The 23,931-nt window shown below is 71.2% G+C and carries 18 protein-coding genes and 1 tRNA gene; 13 read left to right on the plus strand and 6 right to left on the minus strand.

Annotated elements, in window-relative coordinates; genetic code table 11:
* Positions 1-112: 112 nt before the first annotated feature.
* A complete protein-coding gene (locus ACH4D5_RS27050) occupies positions 113-1,009 on the plus strand; it encodes a pentapeptide repeat-containing protein (RefSeq protein ID WP_398307333.1) in 897 nt (298 codons plus the stop codon).
* 27 nt (positions 1,010-1,036) lie between these two features.
* Here ACH4D5_RS27050 and ACH4D5_RS27055 read toward each other — a convergent pair whose 3' ends face one another.
* A complete protein-coding gene (locus ACH4D5_RS27055) occupies positions 1,037-1,930 on the minus strand; it encodes a hypothetical protein (protein ID WP_398307335.1) in 894 nt (297 codons plus the stop codon).
* 238 nt (positions 1,931-2,168) lie between these two features.
* On the opposite strand from ACH4D5_RS27055, the gene ACH4D5_RS27060 reads away from it, so the two are divergent.
* Both ACH4D5_RS27060 and ACH4D5_RS27065 read left to right on the plus strand, forming a co-directional pair.
* Positions 2,169-2,966, plus strand: a complete 798-nt coding sequence (locus tag ACH4D5_RS27060) for a S1 family peptidase (RefSeq protein ID WP_398307337.1) — start codon at positions 2,169-2,171, stop codon at positions 2,964-2,966.
* A 200-nt stretch (positions 2,967-3,166) separates the two neighbouring features.
* Positions 3,167-6,262, plus strand: coding sequence for an endo-alpha-N-acetylgalactosaminidase family protein (locus ACH4D5_RS27065; RefSeq protein WP_398307338.1), 3,096 nt, complete (start codon positions 3,167-3,169; stop codon positions 6,260-6,262).
* 58 nt (positions 6,263-6,320) lie between these two features.
* Here ACH4D5_RS27065 and ACH4D5_RS27070 read toward each other — a convergent pair whose 3' ends face one another.
* Positions 6,321-8,069, minus strand: a complete 1,749-nt coding sequence (locus ACH4D5_RS27070) for a beta-galactosidase (RefSeq protein ID WP_398307340.1) — start codon at positions 8,067-8,069, stop codon at positions 6,321-6,323.
* Between the two features lie 156 nt (positions 8,070-8,225).
* Between ACH4D5_RS27070 and ACH4D5_RS27075 the strand changes: the two genes are divergently transcribed.
* From ACH4D5_RS27075 to ACH4D5_RS27095, 5 genes are all read left to right on the plus strand, one after another.
* Complete coding sequence (locus tag ACH4D5_RS27075) at positions 8,226-9,134, plus strand: helix-turn-helix domain-containing protein (RefSeq protein WP_398307342.1); 909 nt, start codon at positions 8,226-8,228, stop codon at positions 9,132-9,134.
* 11 nt (positions 9,135-9,145) lie between these two features.
* Positions 9,146-9,517 carry a chorismate mutase gene (locus tag ACH4D5_RS27080; RefSeq protein WP_398307344.1) on the plus strand — a complete coding sequence of 124 codons (372 nt, stop codon included), beginning with the start codon at positions 9,146-9,148 and terminating at the stop codon, positions 9,515-9,517.
* Between the two features lie 93 nt (positions 9,518-9,610).
* Positions 9,611-12,145: an aminopeptidase N gene (gene pepN, locus ACH4D5_RS27085; RefSeq protein WP_398307346.1), complete on the plus strand. Its 2,535-nt coding sequence runs from the start codon at positions 9,611-9,613 to the stop codon at positions 12,143-12,145.
* 184 nt (positions 12,146-12,329) lie between these two features.
* On the plus strand, positions 12,330-13,739 hold the full coding sequence (locus ACH4D5_RS27090; protein WP_398307348.1) for a pyridoxal phosphate-dependent decarboxylase family protein: 1,410 nt from the start codon (positions 12,330-12,332) through the stop codon (positions 13,737-13,739).
* A complete protein-coding gene (locus ACH4D5_RS27095; RefSeq protein ID WP_398307350.1) occupies positions 13,736-15,184 on the plus strand; it encodes a lysine N(6)-hydroxylase/L-ornithine N(5)-oxygenase family protein in 1,449 nt (482 codons plus the stop codon). Before ACH4D5_RS27090 ends, ACH4D5_RS27095 begins: the two co-directional genes overlap by 4 nt.
* A 29-nt stretch (positions 15,185-15,213) precedes the next feature.
* On the opposite strand, the gene ACH4D5_RS27100 is transcribed toward ACH4D5_RS27095, so the two are convergent.
* The gene (locus tag ACH4D5_RS27100) at positions 15,214-15,606 is read right to left on the minus strand and encodes a hypothetical protein (protein ID WP_398307352.1); all 393 of its coding nucleotides are present in this window, start codon (positions 15,604-15,606) and stop codon (positions 15,214-15,216) included.
* A gap of 116 nt (positions 15,607-15,722) precedes the next feature.
* On the opposite strand from ACH4D5_RS27100, the gene ACH4D5_RS27105 reads away from it, so the two are divergent.
* Complete coding sequence (locus ACH4D5_RS27105; protein WP_398307354.1) at positions 15,723-16,904, plus strand: GDSL-type esterase/lipase family protein; 1,182 nt, start codon at positions 15,723-15,725, stop codon at positions 16,902-16,904.
* Here ACH4D5_RS27105 and ACH4D5_RS27110 read toward each other — a convergent pair.
* Positions 16,901-18,706: a bifunctional metallophosphatase/5'-nucleotidase gene (locus ACH4D5_RS27110; RefSeq protein WP_398307355.1), complete on the minus strand. Its 1,806-nt coding sequence runs from the start codon at positions 18,704-18,706 to the stop codon at positions 16,901-16,903. The two genes, ACH4D5_RS27105 and ACH4D5_RS27110, sit on opposite strands and share 4 nt — an antisense overlap.
* Before the next feature lie 191 nt (positions 18,707-18,897).
* Between ACH4D5_RS27110 and ACH4D5_RS27115 the strand changes: the two genes are divergently transcribed.
* Positions 18,898-19,626, plus strand: a complete 729-nt coding sequence (locus ACH4D5_RS27115; protein ID WP_398307357.1) for an SIMPL domain-containing protein — start codon at positions 18,898-18,900, stop codon at positions 19,624-19,626.
* A 7-nt stretch (positions 19,627-19,633) separates the two neighbouring features.
* On the opposite strand, the gene ACH4D5_RS27120 is transcribed toward ACH4D5_RS27115, so the two are convergent.
* A complete protein-coding gene (locus tag ACH4D5_RS27120; RefSeq protein ID WP_398307358.1) occupies positions 19,634-20,482 on the minus strand; it encodes an SDR family NAD(P)-dependent oxidoreductase in 849 nt (282 codons plus the stop codon).
* A gap of 87 nt (positions 20,483-20,569) precedes the next feature.
* On the opposite strand from ACH4D5_RS27120, the gene ACH4D5_RS27125 reads away from it, so the two are divergent.
* On the plus strand, positions 20,570-21,430 hold the full coding sequence (locus ACH4D5_RS27125; protein ID WP_398307360.1) for a helix-turn-helix transcriptional regulator: 861 nt from the start codon (positions 20,570-20,572) through the stop codon (positions 21,428-21,430).
* Between the two features lie 129 nt (positions 21,431-21,559).
* Complete coding sequence (gene pyk, locus ACH4D5_RS27130) at positions 21,560-22,993, plus strand: pyruvate kinase (RefSeq protein ID WP_398307362.1); 1,434 nt, start codon at positions 21,560-21,562, stop codon at positions 22,991-22,993.
* Positions 22,994-23,072: 79 nt separating this feature from the next.
* Here pyk and ACH4D5_RS27135 read toward each other — a convergent pair.
* A tRNA-Leu gene (locus tag ACH4D5_RS27135) sits at positions 23,073-23,145 on the minus strand.
* A 104-nt stretch (positions 23,146-23,249) separates the two neighbouring features.
* On the opposite strand from ACH4D5_RS27135, the gene ACH4D5_RS27140 reads away from it, so the two are divergent.
* Positions 23,250-23,906, plus strand: coding sequence for an ANTAR domain-containing response regulator (locus ACH4D5_RS27140; protein ID WP_398307364.1), 657 nt, complete (start codon positions 23,250-23,252; stop codon positions 23,904-23,906).
* Positions 23,907-23,931 lie beyond the last annotated feature (25 nt).

Raw genomic sequence — 23,931 nt, forward strand, 5'->3', positions numbered from 1 at the left:
CCACCCGCACCCCTCGCACCATCCGCACCCCCTCGCACCACCCGCATCAGCACCATCAACTCCCCGCACCACCAGCACCACCCGCACCACCCGGCCCAAAGGAGCCCGCCCGATGGCATCGGAGCGCGACCGTGTCGCCCTGCCCCTGCTCGAAGACGACCGTGCCGCGCTGCGTGCCGACTGCGGCAGTTGTTTCGGGTTGTGCTGTGTGGCGCTCACCTTCTCCGCGTCCTCGGACTTCCCCGTGAACAAGGACGCGGGCAAGCCGTGCACCAACCTCCAGGCGGACTTCCGCTGCGGCATCCACCGCGACCTCCGGGACAAGGGCTACCGGGGCTGCACGGTGTACGACTGCTTCGGGGCGGGGCAGCGCGTCTCGCAGGGCACCTTCGAGGGCCGCGACTGGCGTCGGGATCCGGCCACCGCGCGTCAGATGTTCGAGGTCTTCCCGGTGATGCGGCAGCTCCACGAACTGCTCTGGTACCTGACGGAGGCGCTGTCCTTCCCGCAGACCCGGCCGATCGCCGCCGACCTGGAGCGCGCGCTCGCCGAGACGGAGCGGCTGGCCACGGGCACCCCTGACGCCGTCGCCGGGACGGACGTGGCCGGCCACCGGCAGAACGTCAACCTCCTCCTCCTGCGCACCAGCGAACTCGTCCGCGCCGAGCACCTCGGCCAGGACAGAGGGAGGGGCAAGGGCGGCAAGCGGGGCAAGGGCGGCGCGAAGAAGGACCGCCGTGGCGCCGACCTCATCGGCGCGCGGCTCCGTGGCGCCGACCTCAAGGGCGCCGATCTGCGCGGGTCGTATCTCATCGGCGCCGACCTGAGCGACGCGGACCTGCGGGCCGCCGACCTGATCGGCGCGGACCTCCGCGACACGGATCTGCGCGGCGCCGACCTGACCGGCGCGCTCTTCCTCACCCAGTCGCAGGTCAACGCGGCCAAGGGCGACGACCGCACGAAGCTGTCCGGCTCCCTCAACCGCCCTGGGCACTGGTCGCAGGCCTGACGGGACGGCGGCCCCGGCTCGGGTCCGCTACGTATCGCACTCCGCCACCGTCCGGCACAGCGTGCACCGCACCCGCACGCGCCCCCGTACCGGCACCCGGATGCGCTGGTGGCAGGTCGGGCAGGGGAACGTCACGCGCAGCGTCCCGGCGTCCAGCGAGAACGCGTAGGACCCACCCGCCTCGACCGCGCCGCGGTGCTCCCGCGCGTACCGCCGGTCCTTCGCGTACCGCCGCCGCCCCGCCCATCCCGCGGCCGTCAGCGGCGGCTGCTGCTCGTCACGGCGGGCCTGGGCGAGCCCCTTCGTGTACGCCGTGTACGCCTGCGCGCTGGTGAACCACGTCTCCGGGGCCTCGCCGAACGCCAGCGCCCGCTTGGCCAGGACGTAGCCGAACTCCTCCGGCGTGAGGTAGCCGAGCTTCTGCGACGAGGCGCCGTCCTCGCGGTAGGCGTCGAGCAGCAGCCAGCCCGCGCCCAGGTAGGCGGTGGCGGTGTCGGTCAGGATCTCGTTGTCGCGCGTGCCGGGGAACGACAGGTCGAGCCGGTGCAGGTACACGTGCATGACCTCGTGGGCGAGGGCCGCGCCGATGTCCCTGCGATGGGTGCGGAAGCGGTCGTTCAGCTCGATGAAGTACTCGGGGCCCGCGGCGAGTTCGACGTACGCGGCGTGCTCCATCTCGCGGAAGCTGACGATCATCCGCGCGTCGGGGAGGCGCAGGTGCCGCACCATCTCGCGCGCCACCCGCTGCACGCCGAGGTACAGGTCGTCCTCGTCGCCGAAGGCCACGTCGGCGGGGGTGACGCTGGTCTCGAAGGTGTGCACGGTGTCATACGAGAGGCGTCTGTAGAGCGCGGTGATGGCGGCGCGCACGGTCTCCAGGTGGGGGTAGCCATGCACGACTGGACCGCCGCCGACCGTCACGTCCGCACCTCCTGACGCCACCCACCGGGCCGCACAACTCCCTTCCACTGTACGGGCGCCGGCACCCCCCGGGGTGCTCCGGAAGAGGGCCGGACGCGCGCCGACGCGTCATGCCGTGGCCGGAAACCGCCCCTTGTCCTGAGCGGACACCGATCTCCATAATCCGGGGCAACGCTTTGGCGGGCTCATGCCAGCCATGCGTGAATCCCCCCACGAACCCCCCACGAAGGGAAGTCAGTTGAAGACCAAGCTGCGTGGAGTGAAGAGAGCCGCCACCCTCGGCGCCATCGCTCTGGCCACCGTCAGCCTTCAGCCCGTGGCCGCTCAGGCGGCTCCCCACCCGGGCCCGAAGCCGGGAGAGCGCGTTGTCGGCGGCACCCCCGCCGAGCAGGGCGAGTTCCCGTTCATGGTCCGTCTCTCGATGGGCTGCGGCGGTGCGCTGTACGCCAAGGACATCGTGCTGACCGCCGCCCACTGCGTGGACGGCTCCGGTGACAACACCGGCATCACCGCCACCGCGGGCGTCGTGGACCTGGAGAGCCCCGACGCGATCGAGGTGAAGTCCGCCAAGGTCCTCCAGGCCCCCGGCTACAACGGCAAGGGCAAGGACTGGGCGCTGATCAAGCTCCAGAAGCCGATCGACCAGCCCACGCTGAAGATCGCCAAGGACACCAAGTACAACGAGGGCGAGTTCGACATCGCCGGCTGGGGCGCCGACAAGGAAGGCGGCGACCAGCAGCGCCACCTCCTCAAGGCGAAGGTCCCGTTCGTCAGCGACGCCGACTGCGAGGCCGCGTACGGCGCCGACCTCACGCCCGGCGAGGAGCTCTGCGCAGGCAAGCTGAACGTGGGCGGCACGGACACCTGCCAGGGCGACTCCGGCGGCCCCATGTTCCGCAAGGACGAGGCCGGCGAGTACGTCCAGGTCGGCATCGTCAGCTGGGGCAACGGCTGCGCGCAGCCGAAGTACCCCGGTGTCTACACCGAGGTGTCGACCTTCGCGGGCGACATAGAGAAGGCGGCGTCGGAGCTCTGATCCGGAGCTGATGCCGTGACGTTCCGGCGGGGGGTCCGCGGTCGCGGGCGCCCCGCTGCGGCATGCGGTGGCCCCGGCGGCGCCGTCCGGCGGTTAGTCCAACACCTGTCCCTCCTTTGTCCATGGGCGCGTTCGCACCGCGGGGCGCATGGTGAGCGGCACGAATTCCGTCCGCCGTCCGTCCCATGGAGGGGTGCCCCATGCTGCCGTCAGAGACATCCGGGCCGAGCCGCAGAGCAGTGGTCGCGACGGGCGCGATCGCCGGGTTGGGGGTTGCGGTGGGGGCGGGCGGCAGCGCCTTCGCCACGAGCGCCCCGGCCGGGCCCCGCGCCGGCGAGGTGGTCCTGCGCTCGGCCGACCTGGACGTGCGCGTCGCCACCGCCTTCCCGCGCGTCGTCTCGTACACCGACCGCGCGAGCGGCGCCGTGCTGCACGGCCGCGCGGACGCCGTCACCACCGTCCTGATCGACGAGACCGAGCACACGCCGAAGGTCACCGCCACGGCGGGCAGGACGCGCGTCGCGTACGTCCTCGCCTTCGACGGCGGCACCCGGATCGACGTCGAGATCTCCGTCGAGGGCCGGCAGGTCCACTGGCGCGTCACGAAGATCGCGGACACCGACGCGCTGCGGGTCGGCACCCTGCGCATCCCCGGGCTCGCCCTTCTCTCCGTACGCAGCGACCAGCCCGGCGCCGCTCTCCTCGCCGCGAAGGTGCAGCTGGACAAGGCCAAGAGCGGCGACACCCTCGTCCGGCCGGCCGCCGACACCCCGGCCGAGCGGCCCACCGGCTGCGCGTACGCCGTCGTCGCGCACGACGGGCTCGGCGGCGCCGTCGAGACGAACACCGTCTACGACAAGCCCACCTCGGAGGCGGGCACCACCTGGGAGAACGGCCGCCTGTGGCGCGAGACGGTGCGAACGGGCGACTACGTAGAGGCCCGGTTGTCGCCCGGACAGTGGACCCACCGCGCCGCGACCTCCCCCGTCGACGCCACCGAGCCCCTCCCGTACGCCACCGTCGTCATCACCGGCGACCGCAACGGCGACGGCAAGGTCGACTGGCAGGACGCGGCGATCGCCTTCCGCGACATCATGGTGACCCCGCTCGGCGCCGACGAGCAGCATCTGCGGGTCGTCCCGCACATCCCCTTCAACTTCGCCTCGCAGGCCACCAACCCGTTCCTCGCCACGCTCGACGACGTCAAGCGGATCCACCTGGCGACCGACGGCCTGCGCCAGTACACCCTCCTCAAGGGCTACCAGTCCGAGGGCCACGACTCCGCCCACCCCGACTACGCGGACAACTACAACACGCGCGCGGGCGGCCTCGACGACTTCAACACCCTGGTCCGCGAGGGCAAGAAGTGGAACAGCGACTTCGGCGTGCACGTCAACGCCACCGAGTCCTACCCCGTCGCGAACGCCTTCTCCGAGAAGCTCGTCGACAAGAGCAACGAACAGTGGGACTGGCTCGACCAGAGCTACCGCATCGACCAGCGCCGCGACCTGGTCTCCGGAGACATCGTCCAACGCTTCGCGGACCTGCGCGCCCAGACCGACGACGGCCTGAACGCCCTCTACATCGACGTGTTCCGCGAGTCCGGCTGGACCTCCGACCGGCTCCAGCGCGCCCTGCGGGAACAGGGCTGGACGGTCACCACGGAGTGGGGCCACGGCTTCGAGCGGTCGGCGGTCTGGTCGCACTGGGCCACCGAGCCGGACTACGGCGGCGACACCTCGCGCGGCATCAACTCCCGCCTCATCCGCTTCGTCCGGAACCACCAGAAGGACGTCTTCGCCGACAAGTGGCCCACCCTCCTCGGCATCGCCCGGATGGGCAACTTCGAGGGCTGGGTCGGCAAGACCGACTGGCACGCCTTCTACGACCTCATCTGGACCCACTCCCTGCCCGCCAAGTACCTCCAGGCGCACCCCATCAAGAGCTGGGACGAGCACGAGATCACCTTCTTCGGACGGACACCGACGACGGTGTCCGACGCCTCAGGCACGCGGCGCATCACCACCGACGGAAACGTCGTCTACGAAGACGGCCGTTACCTCCTCCCCTGGGAGCCCCGCAAGGCACACGATCCCGCCAAGCTGTACCACTACAACCCGGCGGGCGGCAGCAGCAGTTGGCGGCTGCCGCGCGCGTGGGCACGCCGCTCCCGGGTGGCGCTCCACCGGCTCACCGACCAGGGCAGGGTCTTCGAGTCGTACGTCTCCGTAGTGGGCGGAAAAGTCACCCTCGAGGCGGAGCCGAAGCAGCCCTACGTCCTCTACCGCGAGCGCGCCGCGTCCCTGCCGGACCCGAAGTGGGGCCAGGGCACCCCGCTGCACGACCCGGGCTTCCACTCCGGCTCCCTCAAGGGCTGGCAGGTCAGCGGCCCCGCCGCAGTGAAGCTCAGCGCACTCGGCGACCACGAGCTGGTCATCGGCGCGGGCGGCGCCGCGTCCGTCGGACAGCGCCTCGCCCGCCTGAAGGCCGGCACGTACGTCGCGTCCGTACAGGTGGAGGTCGGCGAGAAGCCGGGGGAGCGGCGCAGGGCCTCCCTGGAAGTGCGCACCGCCGACGGCATCACCGCCGCCAACTTCACCGAGACGTCCACCGCGGGCAATCACGTGGCCGCCGACCGCAAGCACGGCACCCGCTTCCAGCGCATGTTCACGTACTTCACCGTCCCCGACGGCGGCGGCACGGCCGAACTGACCCTGCGCGCCGGGCCGGGGGACGCGCGCGTGCGCTTCGACAACGTACGCGTCGTCGCGACCCGCCGCCCTGCCAGGCGCCCCCGCGCCACCCTCGTCCACGAGGACTTCGAGCACGTCCCCCAGGGCTGGGGCCCCTTCGTGAAGGGCGACGCAGGCGGTGTCACCGACCCGCGCACCCACATCGCCCAGCGCCACGCCCCGTACACCCAGCGCGGCTGGAACGGCAAGGCGATCGACGACGTCGTCGACGGCACGAACTCCCTCAAGTCCCGTGGCGAGAACAAGGGCCTGGTCCACCGCACGGTCCCGCACACCGTCCGCTTCACCCCCGGCAAGCGGTACCGCGTCTCCTTCCGCTACGAGAACGAGAAGGCGGACCAGTACGCCTGGATCACCGCGGTCGACGAACCCGCACCCCGCGAACTCGACCGCAAGAACCTCCCGGTCGCCACCGAACCCACCACCCTCACCTACGAGTTCACCGCCCCCGCCGAGGGCGAGGCCTGGGTCGGCCTGCGCAAGACCGGCGACGACGGAAAGGCGGAGTTCGTCCTCGACGCCTTCGAGGTCAGCGAGGTGTGAGGGACCTCCTGGGACCTCATCGGATCTCCTGGGAACTCCTGGAACTCCTGAGGTCCCCTCACGCCAGCCCGACCCGCTCCCCGCCCTCCTCCAACTCCAGCACCCACACCTCGTTCGCCCCCTCCCGGAGCACCGGCCCGGGAACGTACAGCGACGTCTGCGGGCCCGCCGACCAGTAGCGGCCCAGGTTGAAGCCGTTCACCCAGACGAAGCCACGTGTCCAGCCGGGCAGGTTCAGGGAGGCGTCGCCGGGGGGCCCGACCTCGATGACGCCCCGGTACAGGCCGGGGCGTCCCGAGCCCGCTTCCCCCGCGGCCGGGACGCCCCGTACCGCCGACGGCACGTCGAACGCGTCGAGGCGCAGCGCGCGGGCCCGCACCCCGTGCAGGTACTGCCGCTCGTGCAGGATGCCCCCGGTGATGCCCTTCGGCTCGCCCGTGCGCGGGCCGTAGTTGACTCGGCCGAGCGACTCCACCCACAGCTCCACGCGCGCGTGCCCGGCGACCGGGGCGGGCAGGGTCGTGGTGCCCTCCGTGAGGACGCCCGCCCGGTCGCCGTCGATGTACACCACCGCCCGGTCCCGAAGGCCCCGCACGCTCAGCGGGTACGGCTCGCGCGGGCCCGGCACCGTCACCGTGTAGCGGACCAGGCCGCGGTCCACGTCCAGCTCCTCGAACGTGGGCGGGACCGCGTGCTCCGACTCCGGGGAGCCCAGGAAGTCCAGGACCGTGGCCAGGGAGGACCAGGTCGGGAGCGGCGCCGACGCGGGCGCGCCCAGCGACGGCGGTGGCGGGGGCGGCTCCGGCAGGGGAGTGGCCGCGTACCGGGCGAGGACCTTCCTGAACGCCCAGAACTTCGGCGTGGCACGGCCGGACTCGTCGACGGGCGCGTCGTAGTCGTACGACGTGACGTCCGGCTGCAGCTCCCCGTCGTGCAGCGGGCCGCCGCCCCGGTTGGCGCCCGCCCACCCCGCGAAGTTCGTGCCGCCGTGCGCCATGTACAGGTTCACCGACGCCCCGCACTCCAGGATCTCGCGCAGCGCCGCCGCCGCGTCGTCGGCGTCCCGTACGACGTGCTCCGCGCCCCAGTGGTCGAACCAGCCGCACCAGAACTCCATGCACATCAGCGGCCCCCGGGGGCGGTGCGCGCGCAGCTTGTCGAACGCCGCGCGCGCCCCGGACCCGAAGTTGGCCGTCGCCAGGACACCCGGGATCGAGCCGCCGGTCAGCATGTGGTCCTCGGGGCCGTCCGAGGTGAACAGCGGGACGCTCACGCCCTCGGAGTGCAGCAGGTCGGCCAGGTGGCGCAGGTAGACCCGGTCCGAGCCGTAGCTGCCGTACTCGTTCTCGACCTGCACCATGATCACGGGGCCGCCGCGGCTCTCCTGGCGCGCCACGACCTGCGGCAGCAACCGGTGGAACCAGCGGTTCACGTGCCCGAGGTACTCCTCGTCCCGGGTCCGCGCGCGGGCCCCCACCGCACCCGTCAGCCAGTGCGGCAGACCGCCGTTCTCCCACTCCGCGCAGATGTAGGGGCCGGGCCGGACGATCGCCCACAGGCCCGCCTCGCGCACCACGTCCAGGAACCGGCCCACCGCGTCCACGTCGCGGTACGTGCCCGGACGCGGCTCGTGCAGGTTCCACGGGACGTACGTCTCCACGCAGTTGAGCCCCATCGCCCGCAGCATCGCGAGACGGTGACCCCACTGCGCCTCGTGCACCCGGAAGTAGTGCAGCGCGCCGGAGAGCAGCCGCACCGGCCGCCCGTCCAGCTCGAAATCGTCCTCGCCGACCCTGAACCCGTTCATCGCGTCCCCTCGCTCACGTCCCGCCCACGATCACCTCTGGCGGGGGACGGGGTCCATGGACAAAGATCGAGCCCGGTTGGACGCAAGGAGAGGGCCGGCGCCCGTACGAAAGACCCAAGGAGCGGGCCGGCGCCCGGACGAAAGGGGCGGAAGCGGATGTACCACACGTGGATGCGGTATTTCACCCCGAGCCCGGCCCACCACAGACTCGGCCTCGCCTGCCTCGGCGTCGGCCTCCAGCACGGGCTCCTGCCCACCGTCGGCCCCCGCACCCTCGACCACCACGTCGCCGTCGTCATCAGCTCCGGCGGCGGCTGGTTCCGCGGCCCCGACGGACACCGCACCACCGTGACCGCGCCCGCCCTGATCTGGCTCACCCCGGGCGTACGCCACCACTACGGACCCGACCCCGACACCGGCTGGGACGAGTGCTTCGTCGACTTCACGGGACCCGCCACCGCCACGTACACCGAACTCGGCTACATCGAACCCACCCGCCCCGTCGTCCCGCTCTCCGACGCCGCGGGCGCCCGCGGCGTCGTCGCCCGCATCGCCCGCGCGGCCCGCCGCGGCAACCCCCTCCTCGAAGTGGAGACCGGCGCCGCCGTCCACGAACTCCTCGTCGCGCTGCGCCGCGCCCGCGCCGACATCGCCCCCGACGGCGACCCCGTCCTCCAGTCCCTCGCCCGCGACGCCTTCCAGCCCCTGTCCGTCGCCGAGCACGCCGCCCGGCACGGCATGACCCCCGCCGAACTGCGCACCGCCGTGCGGCGCGGCGCCGGGTGCAGCCCCAAGGACTACCTCCTCGGCATCCGCCTGGGCCGCGCCAAGGAACTCCTCGCCGCCACCGAGCTGCCCGTCGCCGCCGTCGCCCGCCGCGTCGGCTACGACGACCCGGCGTACTTTTCACGCCTTTTCACCCGCCGCGTCGGCATGGCCCCCGTCCGCTTCCGCGACCAGCAGGGAAGGGCCGTCCCCGGCGGCTGGTCGCACCGGATACCCGACCCCGACCACCCACCCGTTTTGCGCTCTTCCGCCGGTGGCGGCCCCGGAGCGGCAACGTAGGCTCGTGGACCATGACCACCAGCCACACCAGTGACGACAACAGCACGAACGGCACGCACCCCGCCGCGGCCTCGGACCCCGCCACCGCCCCGGACGACGCCGTGCGCGCCGAGCTGTCCCGGCTGCGCGACAGCATCGACAACATCGACGCCGCCGTCGTCCACATGCTCGCCGAACGCTTCAAGTGCACCCAGCAGGTCGGCCACCTCAAGGCCCAGCACCACCTGCCGCCCGCCGACCCCGGCCGCGAGTCCCGCCAGATCGCCCGCCTGCGCGAACTCGCCGAGAGCGCCAAGCTCGACCCGGCCTTCGCCGAGAAGCTGCTCAACTTCATCATCGCCGAGGTCATCCGCCACCACGAGACGATCGCCAAGTCCGCCTAGGGCCTGCCCTGCGGCCCGGCGGGTCCGGCCGGCGGTGCGTGCCTGAGATGTGAGTCCTACGCCGATCCTCACGGCATCGGGCAGCATGGGCCCATGCCCGTACTGACGCGCGACGAAGCGCAGACCCGTGCCCAGCTCATCGACGTCCACCGGTACACGGTCGAGCTCGATCTGTCCCGGGCGGCCGACCCCGCCCACGACACCTTCGACTCCCGGACCGTCATCCGGTTCAGCGCCCGCACCGAAGGCGCCACCTTCGTCGAGCTCAAGCCCGCCGAGCTGCGCTCCGTCACCCTCGACGGGCACCCGCTCGACCCGGCGGGCCTGACCGGCAACCGCCTCGCGCTCGACGGCCTCACCGCAGGCGAGCACGAACTCCGCGTCGACGCCGCGATGCGCTACTCCCGCACCGGCGAGGGCATGCACCGCTTCACCGACCCCACCGACGGCGAGACGTACACGTACACCCAGCTCTTCATGGAAGACGTGCAGCGCGTCTTCGCCGCCTTCGACCAGCCCGACCTGAAGGCCGTCTTCGAGCTGACCGTCACCGCCCCCGAGAGCTGGACCGTCCTCGCCAACGGCATCACCGAACACACCGGCGGCGGCACCTGGCGGGCCGCGGCGACCCCGCTCATCTCCACCTACCTCGTCGCCGTCGCCGCGGGGCCCTGGCACTCGGTCCGCACCGAACACCGCGGGCTGCCCTTCGGCATCCACTGCCGCCGCTCCCTCGGCCCCGCCATGGACGCCGACGCCGACGAGATCCTCGACATCACCCGCGCCTGCTACGACCGCTACCACGAGAAGTTCGAGGAGCCCTACCCCTTCGACTCCTACGACCAGGCGTTCGTCCCCGAATTCAACGCGGGCGCGATGGAGAACCCCGGACTCGTCACCTTCCGCGACGAGTTCGTCTACCGCTCCGCGGTCACCGACACCGAGCGGCAGACCCGCGCCATGGTCATCGCCCACGAGATGGCCCACATGTGGTTCGGCGACCTCGTCACGCTCCGCTGGTGGGACGACATCTGGCTCAACGAGTCCTTCGCCGAGTACATGGGCTTCCAGACCACCGCCGAAGCCACCCGCTTCAAGGACCCCTGGACCGACTTCGGCGTCGCCCGCAAGTCCTGGGGATACGACGCCGACCAGCGCCCCTCCACCCACCCCGTCGCCCCCGACCCCGACGCCGTGCCCGACACCGCGTCCGCGATGCTCAACTTCGACGGCATCTCGTACGCCAAGGGGGCCAGCGCCCTGCGCCAGCTCGTCGCCTGGCTCGGCGAGAAGGACTTCCTCGCCGGCATCAACACCCACTTCGCACGCCACAAGTTCGGCAACGCCACCCTCGCCGACTTCATCGACTCCCTCGCCCACGCCACCGACCGCGACGTCCACGCCTGGGCCGCGGCCTGGCTGCGCACCACCGGCGTCGACACCCTCACCTCCAAGGTCGCCCACGCCGGACGCGAATGGACCCTCACCGTCGACGGGGACGGCGGCCGGGGCCGGGAGAGCGGGCGCCCCCACCGCATCGCCGTCGGCGTCTACGACCGCGACCTGTCCGGCGCCCCCGGCCTCGTCCTGCGCGAACGCTTCGAGACGGACGTCCCCGCCACCGGACCCGACATCCCGCGCGACGGCGGCCGCCCCGCCCTGATCGTCCCCAACGACCAAGACCTCACCTACGCCAAGATCCGCCTCGACGACCACTCCCGGGAAACCGCCCTGCGCGGCCTCTCCGGCGTCCCCGACGCCCTCACCCGCGCCGTCCTGTGGAACAGCCTCCGCGACATGGTCCGCGACGGCGAGCTCGACGGCACCACCTACCTCAGGGCCGCCCGCACCCACCTCCCCGAGGAGAGCGACCTCGCCCTCGTCCAGGGCGTCCTCGGCTTCGCCACCCTCCACATCGCCGACCGCTACACCACCCCCGACCAGCGGCCCGCCGCCCTCGCCCTCCTCGGCGAACTCTGCCGCGACCTGATCCGCCGCACCGAGGACGGCTCCAACCCCGGCCTGCGCCTCACCGCCGTCCGCGGCTTCATCGACGTCGCCACCCAGGAGGCACCCCTCCAGGCCTGGCTCGCCGAGGGCACCGTGCCCGGCGGCCCCGAACTCGACCCCGAACTGCGCTGGCGCATCCTCGCCAGGCTCGCCGTCCTCGACGCGACCGACGAGGCCGCCATCGCCGCCGAACTGGCGCGGGACCCGAGCGCCACCGGCCAGGAAGGCGCCGCACGCTGCCGCGCCGCGCTGCCCGACGCCGCCGCCAAACGGGCCGCCTGGGACGCCATGTTCGGCTCCGACGACCTGTCCAACTACCTCTTCACCGCCACCGCCCAGGGCTTCTGGCAGCCCGAACAGGCCGACCTCGTCAGGGAGTACGTCCCCCGCTACTACGAAGACGCCGTGGCCCTCGCCGCACGCCGCGGACCCGCCATGGCCGAAGCCGCGGGCCGCTACGCCTTCCCCGCGCCCTTCGTGGACGCCGAGACGCTCCGCCTCGGCGAGCGGTGCCTGCGCGACGCCGAACCCATCCCGGCCCTGCGCCGCAAGCTCGTCGACCAGCTCGACGACCTGGCACGGGCCCTGCGCGTCCGCCAGGGCACACCCCAGGACTGACGGGGCAGCCAGAGGGGGCCCTCCCGTTGCGGGGCCCCTCTAGCACCCGAGGCCACCCCCACACGTTTTCTCCGCACGGCAGTACCACTTTCGGGTTCGGTTCGCCGAGGTATTCGGACGCGCCGTCCGCGCGCCGTACAGGCTGGTGCCCCTGTACGCGCGCACCCGAAGGACCCCCTCGCCGATGAGCAACCCGAGCACGCCGAGCACCCCGCGCACCCCGCCGCCCCTCTCCGGAGGCGCCCAAGGCCCCGACGCCCTGCGGCCGTTGCTCGCCGCCGCGCTCGACGCCCTCCGCGAAGGAACCGCCGCCCGCGGCGGCCCCCTCCCCGCCGGCGGCCCCGGCGCGGTCACCGACCGCGTCCGCGCCGCCGCCGACCCGGTCCTCCCCGAACACGGCACCGATCCCGAAACGGCCCTGCGCGCCGTCGTCCGCGCCCTCACCGAAGGCGCCGCCGACCCCGCGGACCCCCTGTGCGCCGCCCACCTGCACTGCCCGCCCCTCGCCGTCGCCGTCGCAGCCGACCTGGCCGCGTCCGCCCTCAACCCCTCCATGGACTCCTGGGACCAGGCACCCGCCGCGACCGCACTCGAAGCCCTCGTCACCCGCGCACTCGCCGCCGAGATCCACGACGGCGGCGACGCCCTCGTCACCACCGGCGGCACCGAGGCCAACCAGCTCGCCGTCCTCCTTGCCCGGGAAGCCACCCCTCGCGGCCCCGTACGCCTCATCACCGGCGAGAACGCCCACCACTCCCTGACCCGCGCCGCCTGGCTCCTCGGCCTGCCCGAACCGGTCACCGTGCCCGCCCCCGCGGGCACCCTCGACCCCACGGCACTCGACGCCGCCCTCACCGCACTCGGCGGCCCACCGGGCACCCACCTCGTCGCCGCCACCGCGGGCACCACCGACGCCGGCCTCATCGACCCCCTCGACGACATCGCCGACATCTGCGCCACCCACGGCGCCCGCCTCCACGTCGACGCCGCGTACGGCGGAGGCCTCCTCTTCAGCGACACCCGCAGAGAACAGCTCCACGGCCTCCACCGCGCCGACACCGTCACCCTCGACCTGCACAAACTGGGCTGGCAACCCGCCGCCGCGGGGCTCATCGCCGTCCGCGACCCGGACGACCTCCGCGCCCTCGACCACCGCGCCGACTACCTCAACGCCGACGACGACACCGAAGCCGGCCTCCCCGACCTCCTCGGCCGCTCCCTGCGCACCACCCGACGCCCCGACGTACTCAAGATCGCCGTCACCCTCAGAACCCTCGGCCGCACCGGGCTGGGAGCCCTCGTCGACCAAGTCTGCGACCTGGCGCGCGAGTTCGCCGACCGGATCCGGGCGCACCCCGCCTTCGAGCTCTACGACACCCCCACCATCAGCACCGTCCTGTTCCGCCCCGCGGACGCCACCGACGACCACATCGCCCACGTACGAAGGCGGCTGCTCACCGAAGGCACCGCCGTACTCGGCCGCGCCGACCTCGACGGCCGCCGCTGGCTCAAGGCCACCCTCCTCAACCCGCACACCCGGCCCGAAGACCTGACCGCGCTCCTCAAGCTCGTGGAAGGAACCACCCCCCGATGACCGGCACCCCCGACCACCCCGGCCCCCGGCCGCTCACCACCCCCGAAGACCCCCGCGACCTCGTCGGCATCGGCATCGGCCCCTTCAACCTCTCCCTCGCCGCCCTCGCCCACCCCCTGGGCGACCTCGACACCGCCTTCTACGAACAACAGCCCGCCTTCCAATGGCACCCCGGACTCCTCATCGACGGCGCCACCCTCCAAGTCCCCTTCCTCGCCGACCTCGTCACCCTCGCCGACCCCGCCAACCCCTGGTCCTTCCTCAACTACCTCAAGGCCCGCGAGCGGCTCTTCCCCTTCTACTTCGCCGAGCGCTTCCACATCCAGCGCGCCGAATACGACGCCTACTGCCGCTGGGTCAGCGATAACCTCCCCACCCTCCACTTCGGACACCAGATCGACGCCGTCCGCTGGAACCCCGAACGCGACCTCTTCGAAGTCGACTACACGCAGCTCGACTCCGACGGCGAAGCCGAAGCCCTCGGCCGCACCTACACCAAGAACATCGTCCTCGGCATCGGCACCGCCCCCCACATCCCCGAGCCCCTCAAACCCCTCGCCGAAGCCCCCACCGTCCCCGTCATCCACTCCGCCGACTACCTCGACCACCGCGAAACCCTGCTCACCGCCGACCACATCACCGTCATCGGCTCGGGCCAGTCCGGCGCCGAGATCTTCCTCGACCTGCTCCGCGCCCGCCCCGTCGGACACGAGAAGATCCACTGGCTCGCCCGCACCGAGGCCTTCGCCCCCATGGAGTACTCCAAGCTCGGCCTGGAGCACTTCACCCCCGACTACACCCGCTACTTCCACGCCCTGCCCGAAGCCGTACGCGACGGCCTCGTCCCCCACCAATGGCAGCTCCACAAAGGCATCGACGCCGACACCATCGCCGCCGTCCACGACGAGCTGTACCGCCGCACCCTGCACGGCGGCTGGCCCGACGCCGTCCTCACCCCCGGCGTCTCCGTCCGCACCGCGGGACGCGTCGCCACCACCCGCGTCGAACTCCACCTCGAACACCTGCAACAAGGCACCCGCTCCCGCCTCACCACCGACGCCGTCGTCCTAGCCACCGGCTACCGCGAGCGCCCCCTCGACCAGCTCATCGGCGCCCTCGACCCCTACATCCGCAAGGACTCCTCCGCCCGCCCCCGCATCGACGAGCAGTACCGCCTCGTCCTCGACCCCTCCATCACCGGCGCCGGCAGCAACATCTACGTACAGAACGCCGAACGCCACACCCACGGCGTCGGCGCCCCCGACCTCGGCCTCGCCGCCTGGCGCAGCGCCACCATCCTCAACACCCTCACCGGCAGGACCCGCTACCCACTGCCGCACCGCACCGCGTTCACCACCTTCGGACTCCACGGCCCCGAACAGCACACCGGCACGGCCGGCCGCATCGGCGAACAGCGCGGAAACCTCGTACGCCTCAAGAACTGATACGCATCAAGTACTGCTGCTGCTCCGCCTCAAGAACTGACGGGCCCGCCCAGCTCCCCGACCGCGGCGGCCACCCGCCGCGACCCCGGACACGACCACACAGCCACCCCCCTCACCACCCCGGCCTCCAACGGATGCGAGTCGGGGTGCTCGGGACACTCCGGCCACACCGCGGGCAGCAACTCCGCACACAGCGCCTCCACCGCCCAGTCCTGCGCCTGGTCCGCCAAGTCCGCCGTCCGCTCCGGCCCACTCGCACCGAAGCGCTGCACCAGCCCCGCGCCCGAGCCGTCCGGCGCGTACAGCATCACGTACTCCCCGATCCCGTCGTCCTGCTCCTCACGGACCACCGGACGCACCGCGCACGTCGCGTCGAGGTCACGGAGCACCGGGGCGAGAGCTGCGGCAAGTTCCTCATTCATGTGTGGAATTGTCCGCCCCCAAGCGCTCCGGCACCTCCGAATATTCCTTCGTATTCGTTCGCGAAAAAACGCCGTCCGCCGAAATAACCGCCCCGGTACCTCGGTTCGGTACGACCGTGACCACAGACTCCACGGCCTCCTGGACCGCAGCCTTCCGCTCCGCCGTCGTCAGCCCGCACGAGACCATCGACCTCTTCGAACTCCGCGGCTTCGCCGGACACACCGTCCGCCAGATCATCCGCCTCGACGGAGGCGGCAGCGCCCTCCGCATCCGCCTCACCAACCGCTACGGCAAGGAACCCCTCCGCATCGGCGGCGCCCACCTCGCCAGACGCACCGAAGGCAGCGGCATCGACACCGGCACCGGCGCGCCGGTCCTGCTCGGCGGCGCCGCGGAGTTCACCATCCCCGTGGGCGAAGAGGCCGTCAGCGACCCGATCGAGCGGGCCGTCACCGCCGGCGAAGAGCTCGCCCTCACCCTCTGGCTCCCCGACGACACCGGCCTCTCCACCTACTCCGCCGTCCCCCTGCGCACCGGCTACGCCGTCCCCGGCAACGCCCTCACCGCACCCACCCTCGACGGCACCGAAGGCCTCGAAGAACTCGTCACCCGCCACTTCATCAGCGGCGCCGACGTCCTCGCCCCCGCGGGCACCCGCATCGCCGTCGCCTTCGGAGACTCCTGGTTCGAAGGCACCGGCACCACCACCGACACCGACCACCGCTTCCCCGACCTGCTCAACGACCGCCTCCGCGCCGCGGGACACCACGGCTGGGTCGTCAACCAAGGCCTCTCCGCCAACCGCCTGCTCACCGACGAGATCGGCGAACGCGCCCTGGCCCGCCTCGACCGCGACGCCCTCGACACCCCAGGCGCCACCCACATACTGATCCACTTCGGCCTCAACGACCTCGGCATCCCCGGCCAGGAGGCCTACCCCGACCCGGCGCCCCTCCCCACCGCAGCCGACCTCATCGCGGGCCTCACCGCACTCGCCGACCGCATCCACGCCGCGGGCCTCACCGCGACCGTCACCACCGTCGGCCCCTACAAGGACACGATCTTCGAGGGCTACTCCACCCCCGAAGGCATCGCCGTCGCCCGCGAGGTCAACGACTGGATCCGCGGCACCGACAGCCCCTTCGACTCCTACGCGGACTTCGCCGCCGCCGTCGCGGACCCCGCCGACCCCGACCGGATCCACGACGCCTACGACAGCGGCGACGGCCTCCACGTCAACGACGCCGGCGCCCAGGCCCTCGCCGACAGCGTGGACCTCACGAGCCTGGGGCTCTAGAACACCGGCGTACCGTCCCGGGTCAGCTTCCAGTCCACCGACGCGAACCGGCCCGGGTCGACCGTCCCCTTCGCCTTCACCCAGCCGATGATCGTGTTCCGGATCTCCTCCGAATTCGCCCACAGCTGCTTGGCACCCGCGATGTGCGGGAAGTTCCCGCCGCCGCTCGCCCGGTAGTTGTTCACCGCGAGGACGAACTCGGCCTTCGGGTCGAGTTCCTTGCCCTCGAAGGACAGCTTCGTGATGCGCGACCCGGCCGGCTTCGCGATGTCGATCTCGTACGTCAGACCGAGCACCGCGTCGTAGTTGTAGTCCGGGATGTTCCCGGCGTTCGTCAGCTTCGCCGGGTCGACCGGGCCACCCGCGGGGGTCTGCACGTAGTAGCGCGCGGAGAACTCCAGGTACTCCTTGAGCTGCGCACCCGTGAGCAGCCGCGCCTCCAGGGTGTTCTCGAAGGGGTAGAGGCCCGCCGCGTCCCTGATCGTCACGTCGCCCGCCGGGATCTGCGCCGTGCGCGAGAAGCAGGAGGCCTGCGAGAGCACCGGCAGCGCCGCGTACGCGCCGCCCTTCAGCGCCTCCGCCACCGTCTCCTTCTGCACCTGGTTGATCAGATCGATGATCGCGACATCCTTGTACGGGCCCTCGGCCGTGCTCATCGCCTGCGTCGACGTACCGATCACCTGGTTGACGTACGCGACGACCTTCCTGTGCTCGTCCGCGAGGAGCCGCGTCACCTTCTTGTCCTCGGCCACCGTATTCGAGTTCAGGACCTTCGCCCCGACCTTCTCGACCGTCCAGCGGCCCTTCGCCCACACCAGGTCGAAGTCGAACAGAGTGAGCCGCTGACCCCACTTCAACGGCTCCGACAGCACGACCTTCTTGCCGGTCTTCTTGTTCTCCACGAAGTACTCGGGAATCTCCGTGTGCGCGTGCCCCACCAGAATCGCGTCGATCCCCGGCACCTGCTCCGCCACAAGACCCGCCGCGTTCTCGACATACGGCAACTGGTCACCGTAAGAAGACGTGCCGCTGGAGCCGGAGTGCGCCGACACGATCACGACATCCGCACCCATCGACCGCAGCTTCGGCACCCACTGCGCCGCCTGCTCCTCAAGACCCGGGAACGTCATCTTCCCCTGGACATTCGCCTTGTCCCAGATCGCGATCCCCGGATTGGTGAGACCCAGCACCGCCACCTTCACATCACGGCCGTGCGGCGTGCGCAGCCGCTTCATGAAGTACGGCGGGAAAGCGGGCTTCTGCGTCTTCGCGTCCAGCGCGTTCGCCCCGAGGAGCGGAAAGTCGCACTGCTCCTCGAACTTCCGCAGCACCGGTATGCCGTAATTGAACTCGTGGTTGCCCAGCGCCGCCGCGTCATATCCGATCGCGTTCATCGCCTGCGCCATCGGATGCACGGGACCGTGCTTCGCCGTGATCGGATCCACCTTGGCGTAGTAGTACGAAAGCTGCGTGCCCTGGATCGTGTCACCCGCGTCGATGAGCAGGGTGTTCCCGCGGCCCTTCTCCTTGCGGACCTGGTTCACCAGCGTGGAGATCTTCGCCAGGCCCACGTCGTTGTGGTCCTTGTCGTCGAACTCCTTGTCCGTGAAGTAGTCCCAGTTGAAGACGTTCCCGTGCAGATCCGTCGTGCCGAGCACCGTGAACGAGTACCGCTTCGCGCGCCGCCCGCCCCTCCCGGACTCGCTCGCCCGCGCCGCCGGGGCCACGGCCGCGCCCGTCAGCGCCGCCCCCACACCCGTGACAGCAGACGTACCCAGGAACTTCCGACGGTTCAGCGGCATATCCGTACTCCTCGATCGACCGAAGCGACGCGTGCGACGCGCATGACGCGTGCGACGCGCATGACGCGTGCGACGCGGGTGATGCATGTAACGCGCGTAGATTCTGACCCCGGCCACCACCCCCGCAACAGACCCCCCAGGTTTCGATCCGATGACTGTCCGGTGCCGCGCCACGGTGCGAAAGTGACGCCATGGACTCCACCGCCCCCACATCGCCGCCCGCGCCCTACGGCACCCCCGACGCACCCCGCCTCGCCGTCCGCGGCGAAGCACACCTCGAAGTCGACCCCGAAATCGCCCGCATCTCCGTCACCGTCACCGCCCGGGGCACCGACCGCCGCGACACCCTCAACGACCTCACCCGCCGCAACACCACCGCCCTCGACCTCATCAAGACCTACGGCGAAGCCGTCACCACACTCGAAACCGGCACCTTCACCATCAACCCCGAACTCACCAGACACGGCCGCGGCGAACGCGTCCGCGCCTACCACGGCCGCGTCCACACCACCGCCGAACTCACCGACTTCACCGCCCTCGGCGAACTCACCACCCGCCTCGCCGACCTCGACCTCACCCGCGTCGAAGGCCCCTGGTGGGCCCTGCGCCCCGACTCACCCACCCACCGTGACGCCCGCCGGCAAGCGGTCCGCGAAGCCGTCCAACGCGCCCGCGAATACGCCGAAGCACTCGGCACCGACCTCGCCGCCCTCGTCGAACTCGCCGACATCGGCGCCGAGCAACCGGCCCCCGTCCACGGCTACGGCGGCCCCATGGGCGGCATGCGCGCCGCCGCCGCCTACGGAGGCGCACCCGACTTCGCCGAGGAAGCGGCCCCCCTCGACCTCGAACCGCAACGCCAGCACGTCTACGCACAGGTCAACGCCCGCTTCACCCTCGTGCCGCCGCGACTGGCATGAACGGGCCTCAGGCCAGCATGCCCCCGTCGACCCGCAGGACCGTGCCGGTGACATAGGAGGCGCGGTCGCTCAGCAGCCACGCGGCGGCCTCGGCGATCTCCCGCGGCTCGGCGGCACGCCCCAGCGGCGTCCGCGCGTTGAGCGCGTCGACCGTGCCCGGAGACCGCTCGTCCCACTCGAAGAGCAACTCGGTGAGCGTCGTACCGGGCGCGACGGCGTTCACCCGGATCCCCTCCGGACCGTACGTGGCCGCCGCCGACTCCGTCAGACTGTTCAACGCCCGCTTCAACGCCCCGTACGCGGGCAGCTGCGGATTGGCCATCAGAGCGCCGACGCTGGACGTGTTGACGATGGCCCCGCGTCCCGCCGTCGCACGCATGGCCGCTATCTCCGCGGACATCGCCACCCACGGGCCCTTCAGATTGACGGCGTACAGACGGTCGAAATCGGCTCCCGACAACTCGTCCAGCGGGCCGGGCGGCTGACCCGTCGCAGCATTGTTGAAGGCGACGTCGAGCCGGCCGTACAACTCCACGGCGCGGTCGACCGCACCCCGCACACTCGCCGGGTCGGCCAAGTCGCACACCGCGTGGTCCGCGACGCCGCCCGACGCCCGGATCTCCTCGGCCACCGCCTTCAGCTGGTCCTCCGAGCGCGCCGCGAGGAGCACCCGGGCACCCTCCGCGGCGAACAGCCGCGCCGCGGCGGCACCGATGCCACGGCCGGCTCCGGTGATGAAGGCGACCTTCCCGGCGAGCAGCCCCGAGGCCGCGGGGGACGGGTCCGACGAGTCGTTCTTGATGATGTCGTTCGTGGTGAGGCCCACGGCGTTGGCGTTGTTCCTGGCGTTGTTCATGCCGACGAGCCTGCGCCCGGCCGGCCCGCCCAGCCAGGCACCAGCAGTGCCTGGCTGGGCACCTCGGCGCCGGTACACACTTGACCCGTGGACCGACGAGTACGAGAAGAGCTTGGCGACTTCCTGCGCAGCAGGCGCGCCCGGATCACCCCCGCCGACGTGGGACTGCCCGCAGGGACGCGCCGCCGCACCCCCGGCCTGCGCCGCGAGGAGGTGGCACAGCTCGCCTTCATCTCGCCCGAGTACTACGCACGCCTGGAACAGGCCCGCGCCCCGCACCCCTCCCGCGAGGTCCTGGCCCAGATCGGCCGCGCCCTGCGCCTGTCGGACGTCGAGCGCGACCACCTCAACCACCTGGCCGGACTTTCCCCCGCCCCGCCGCCCGGACCCTCCAGGGAGGTGCGGCAGAGCATCGTCGACCTGCTGCACCGGCTGCCGGAGGCCGCGGCGGTCGTCCTGTCGGCGACGTACGAGGTCATCGCCTGGAACCCGCTGGCGGCCGCCCTCATGGAGGACTTCTCCGCCCTGCCCGCCCGCGAGCGGAACCTCATCCGGCGCACCTTCCTCACCCCCTGCCGGCAGGGCCGGCGGCTGTACGGCGTCTCGGACGCCGAGGAATTCGCCCGGACCTCCGCACAGCACCTGCGCGCGGCCGCGGCCCGCTACCCCGATGACCCGGAGGTGAACGGCCTGGTAGAGGAACTCCTCGCAGGCAGCGAGGAGTTCGCCCGGCTGTGGGCCGCCCACGACGTGACCGACCGGCCCACCCTGTGCAAGACCTTCGAACATCCCCTGGTCGGCACTGTCGCCGTCAGATGCGACGTCCTCGACATCACCGACCGGGACCAGCGCGTCGTCATCTACACCGCCGTCCCCGGCTCACCGTCGGAGGAGGCGCTGCGCCTGCTCTCGGTCGTCGGCACGCAGCGCATGGACGTACCCGGTTGACGCCCGGAGCCGCTCATCGGAGCGGCTCCCCGCACAATTCAACACTTGTCAATAACCCTTCATATAAAGGTTGTTGAGTAGTCACCCCCGACCAATTCTCTACCCGCCGGTAAGCCCTAGGCTCGAACCATGCGCCGAGCAAAAATCGTCTGCACCCTGGGACCCGCCACCGACTCGTACGACCAGATCAAGGCACTGGTCGAAGCCGGAATGGACATCGCCCGCTTCAACCTCAGCCACGGCACCCACGCCGAACACGAGGAGCGCTACCAGCGCGTGCGAAAGGCCTCCGAGGAGACCGGCCGCAGCGTCGGCATTCTCGCCGACCTTCAAGGCCCGAAGATTCGCCTCGGCCGCTTCCGCGAAGGCCCCGTACTACTCGAACGCGGCGACGAGTTCACCATCACCGTCGAAGACGGCGTCGAAGGGGACCGCCACCTCTGCGGCACCACCTACGACGGCCTCGCGGCCGACGTCACCACCGGCGAGCGCATCCTCGTCGACGACGGCAAAGTGACCCTCGAAGTCACAGCGGTCGACGGGCCCCGCGTCACCACCACCGTCATCGAAGGCGGCATGGTCTCCGACCACAAGGGCCTCAACCTCCCCGGCGTCGCCGTCTCCGTCCCCGCCCTCTCCGACAAGGACGAGGAAGACCTCCGCTGGGCCCTGCGTTCAGGATGCGACGTCATCGCCCTCTCCTTCGTCCGCAGCGGACGCGACATCGAAGACGTCCACCGCATCATGGACGAAGAGAGCCGCCGCCTCCCCGTCATCGCCAAGGTCGAAAAGCCTCAGGCCGTCGACAACATCGAGGACATCGTCGCCGCCTTCGACGGCATCATGGTCGCCCGCGGCGACCTCGGCGTCGAAATGCCCCTCGAACAGGTCCCGATCGTCCAGAAGCGCGCCATCAAACTCGCCAAGCGCAACGCCAAACCCGTCATCGTCGCCACGCAGATGCTCGACTCGATGATCGACAACTCCCGCCCCACCAGGGCCGAGGCGAGCGACGTCGCCAACGCCGTCATCGACGGCACCGACGCCGTGATGCTCTCCGGCGAGACCAGCGTCGGCAAGTACCCCATCGAGACGGTCAAGACGATGGGCCGCATCGTCGAAGCGGCGGAAGAGGACATCCTGGCGAAGGGCCTGCCCCCACTGACGGAACGCAGCAAGCCTCGCACCCAGGGCGGCGCCGTCGCCCGCGCCGCCGCCGAAATGGGCGACTTCCTCGGCGCGAAGTTCCTGGTCGCCTTCACCCAGTCCGGCGACACGGTCCGCCGCCTCTCCCGCTACCGCTCACCCATCCCGCTCCTCGCCTTCACCCCCGACAAGGCCACCCGCTCCCAGCTCAACCTCACCTGGGGAGTGGAAACCTTCCTCGGCCCGCACGTCGACTCCACCGACGCGATGGTCGACCAGGTCGACGAACTGCTCCTGAAGATCGGCCGCTGCGAAAAGGGCGACGTGGTCGTCATCACGGCCGGCTCCCCACCGGGAGTCTCGGGCTCGACGAACCTGGTACGCGTCCACCACATCGGCGAGGACGACAGCGAATAACGGATGTCAGCGGGAAGCGGATCTTCACGATAAGGAAGGGATCCGGGTCCGGAGCGTGACCTTCGAATCGTAGGAAAAGTGCCCCGGGTGGGATTCGAACCCACGCTGGATGGTGTTTGAGACCACTGCCTCTACCGCTGGGCTACCGGGGCATCCTTCAGAACGAAGGCTAACGGGGAGCCGCCGTGCCCTAAACATACAGGAGCTAGGTAGGCTCAGGGCAAGCAGTAGCCTGCCCCGCAACGAGGAGCCCCCCGTGACCGCCCCCGAGTCGCCCCAGCCCACCGACGCGTCGGACGACGACCAGTCGCACGTGCCTCCGGTGACGACCCGTGTCGTCATCGCCGAGGACGAGGCCCTGATCCGGCTCGACCTCAAAGAGATGCTGGAGGAAGAGGGCTACAGCGTCGTCGGCGAGGCCGGTGACGGTGAGAAGGCCGTCGAGCTGGCCCGCGAGCACCGGCCGGACCTGGTGATTCTGGATGTGAAGATGCCTGTCCTCGACGGCATCTCCGCGGCGGAGAAGATCGCCGAGGAGTCCATCGCCCCCGTCCTCATGCTCACCGCGTTCTCGCAGCGCGACCTCGTCGAGCGGGCCCGCGACGCCGGCGCGATGGCGTACCTCGTGAAGCCGTTCAGCAAGAGCGACGTCGTCCCGGCCATCGAGATGGCCGTCTCGCGGTTCACGGAGCTGAAGGCGCTGGAGAAGGAGGTCGCGGACCTCTCTCAGCGCCTTGAGACGCGGAAGCTGGTCGACCGGGCGAAGTCGATCCTGCAGACGGAGTACGGCCTGACGGAGCCCGCCGCGTTCCGGTGGATCCAGAAGACGTCGATGGACCGCCGTCTTTCGATGCAGCAGGTCGCGGAGGCGGTCATCGAGGACGCCGAGGAGAAGAAGGCGTCTAAGGGCTGACCGCCCGCGACGGTGGTACGAGGAG

Source organism: Streptomyces sp. NPDC018029, from assembly GCF_044327655.1.
In the GTDB taxonomy this organism is placed as follows: Bacteria; Actinomycetota; Actinomycetes; order Streptomycetales; family Streptomycetaceae; genus Streptomyces.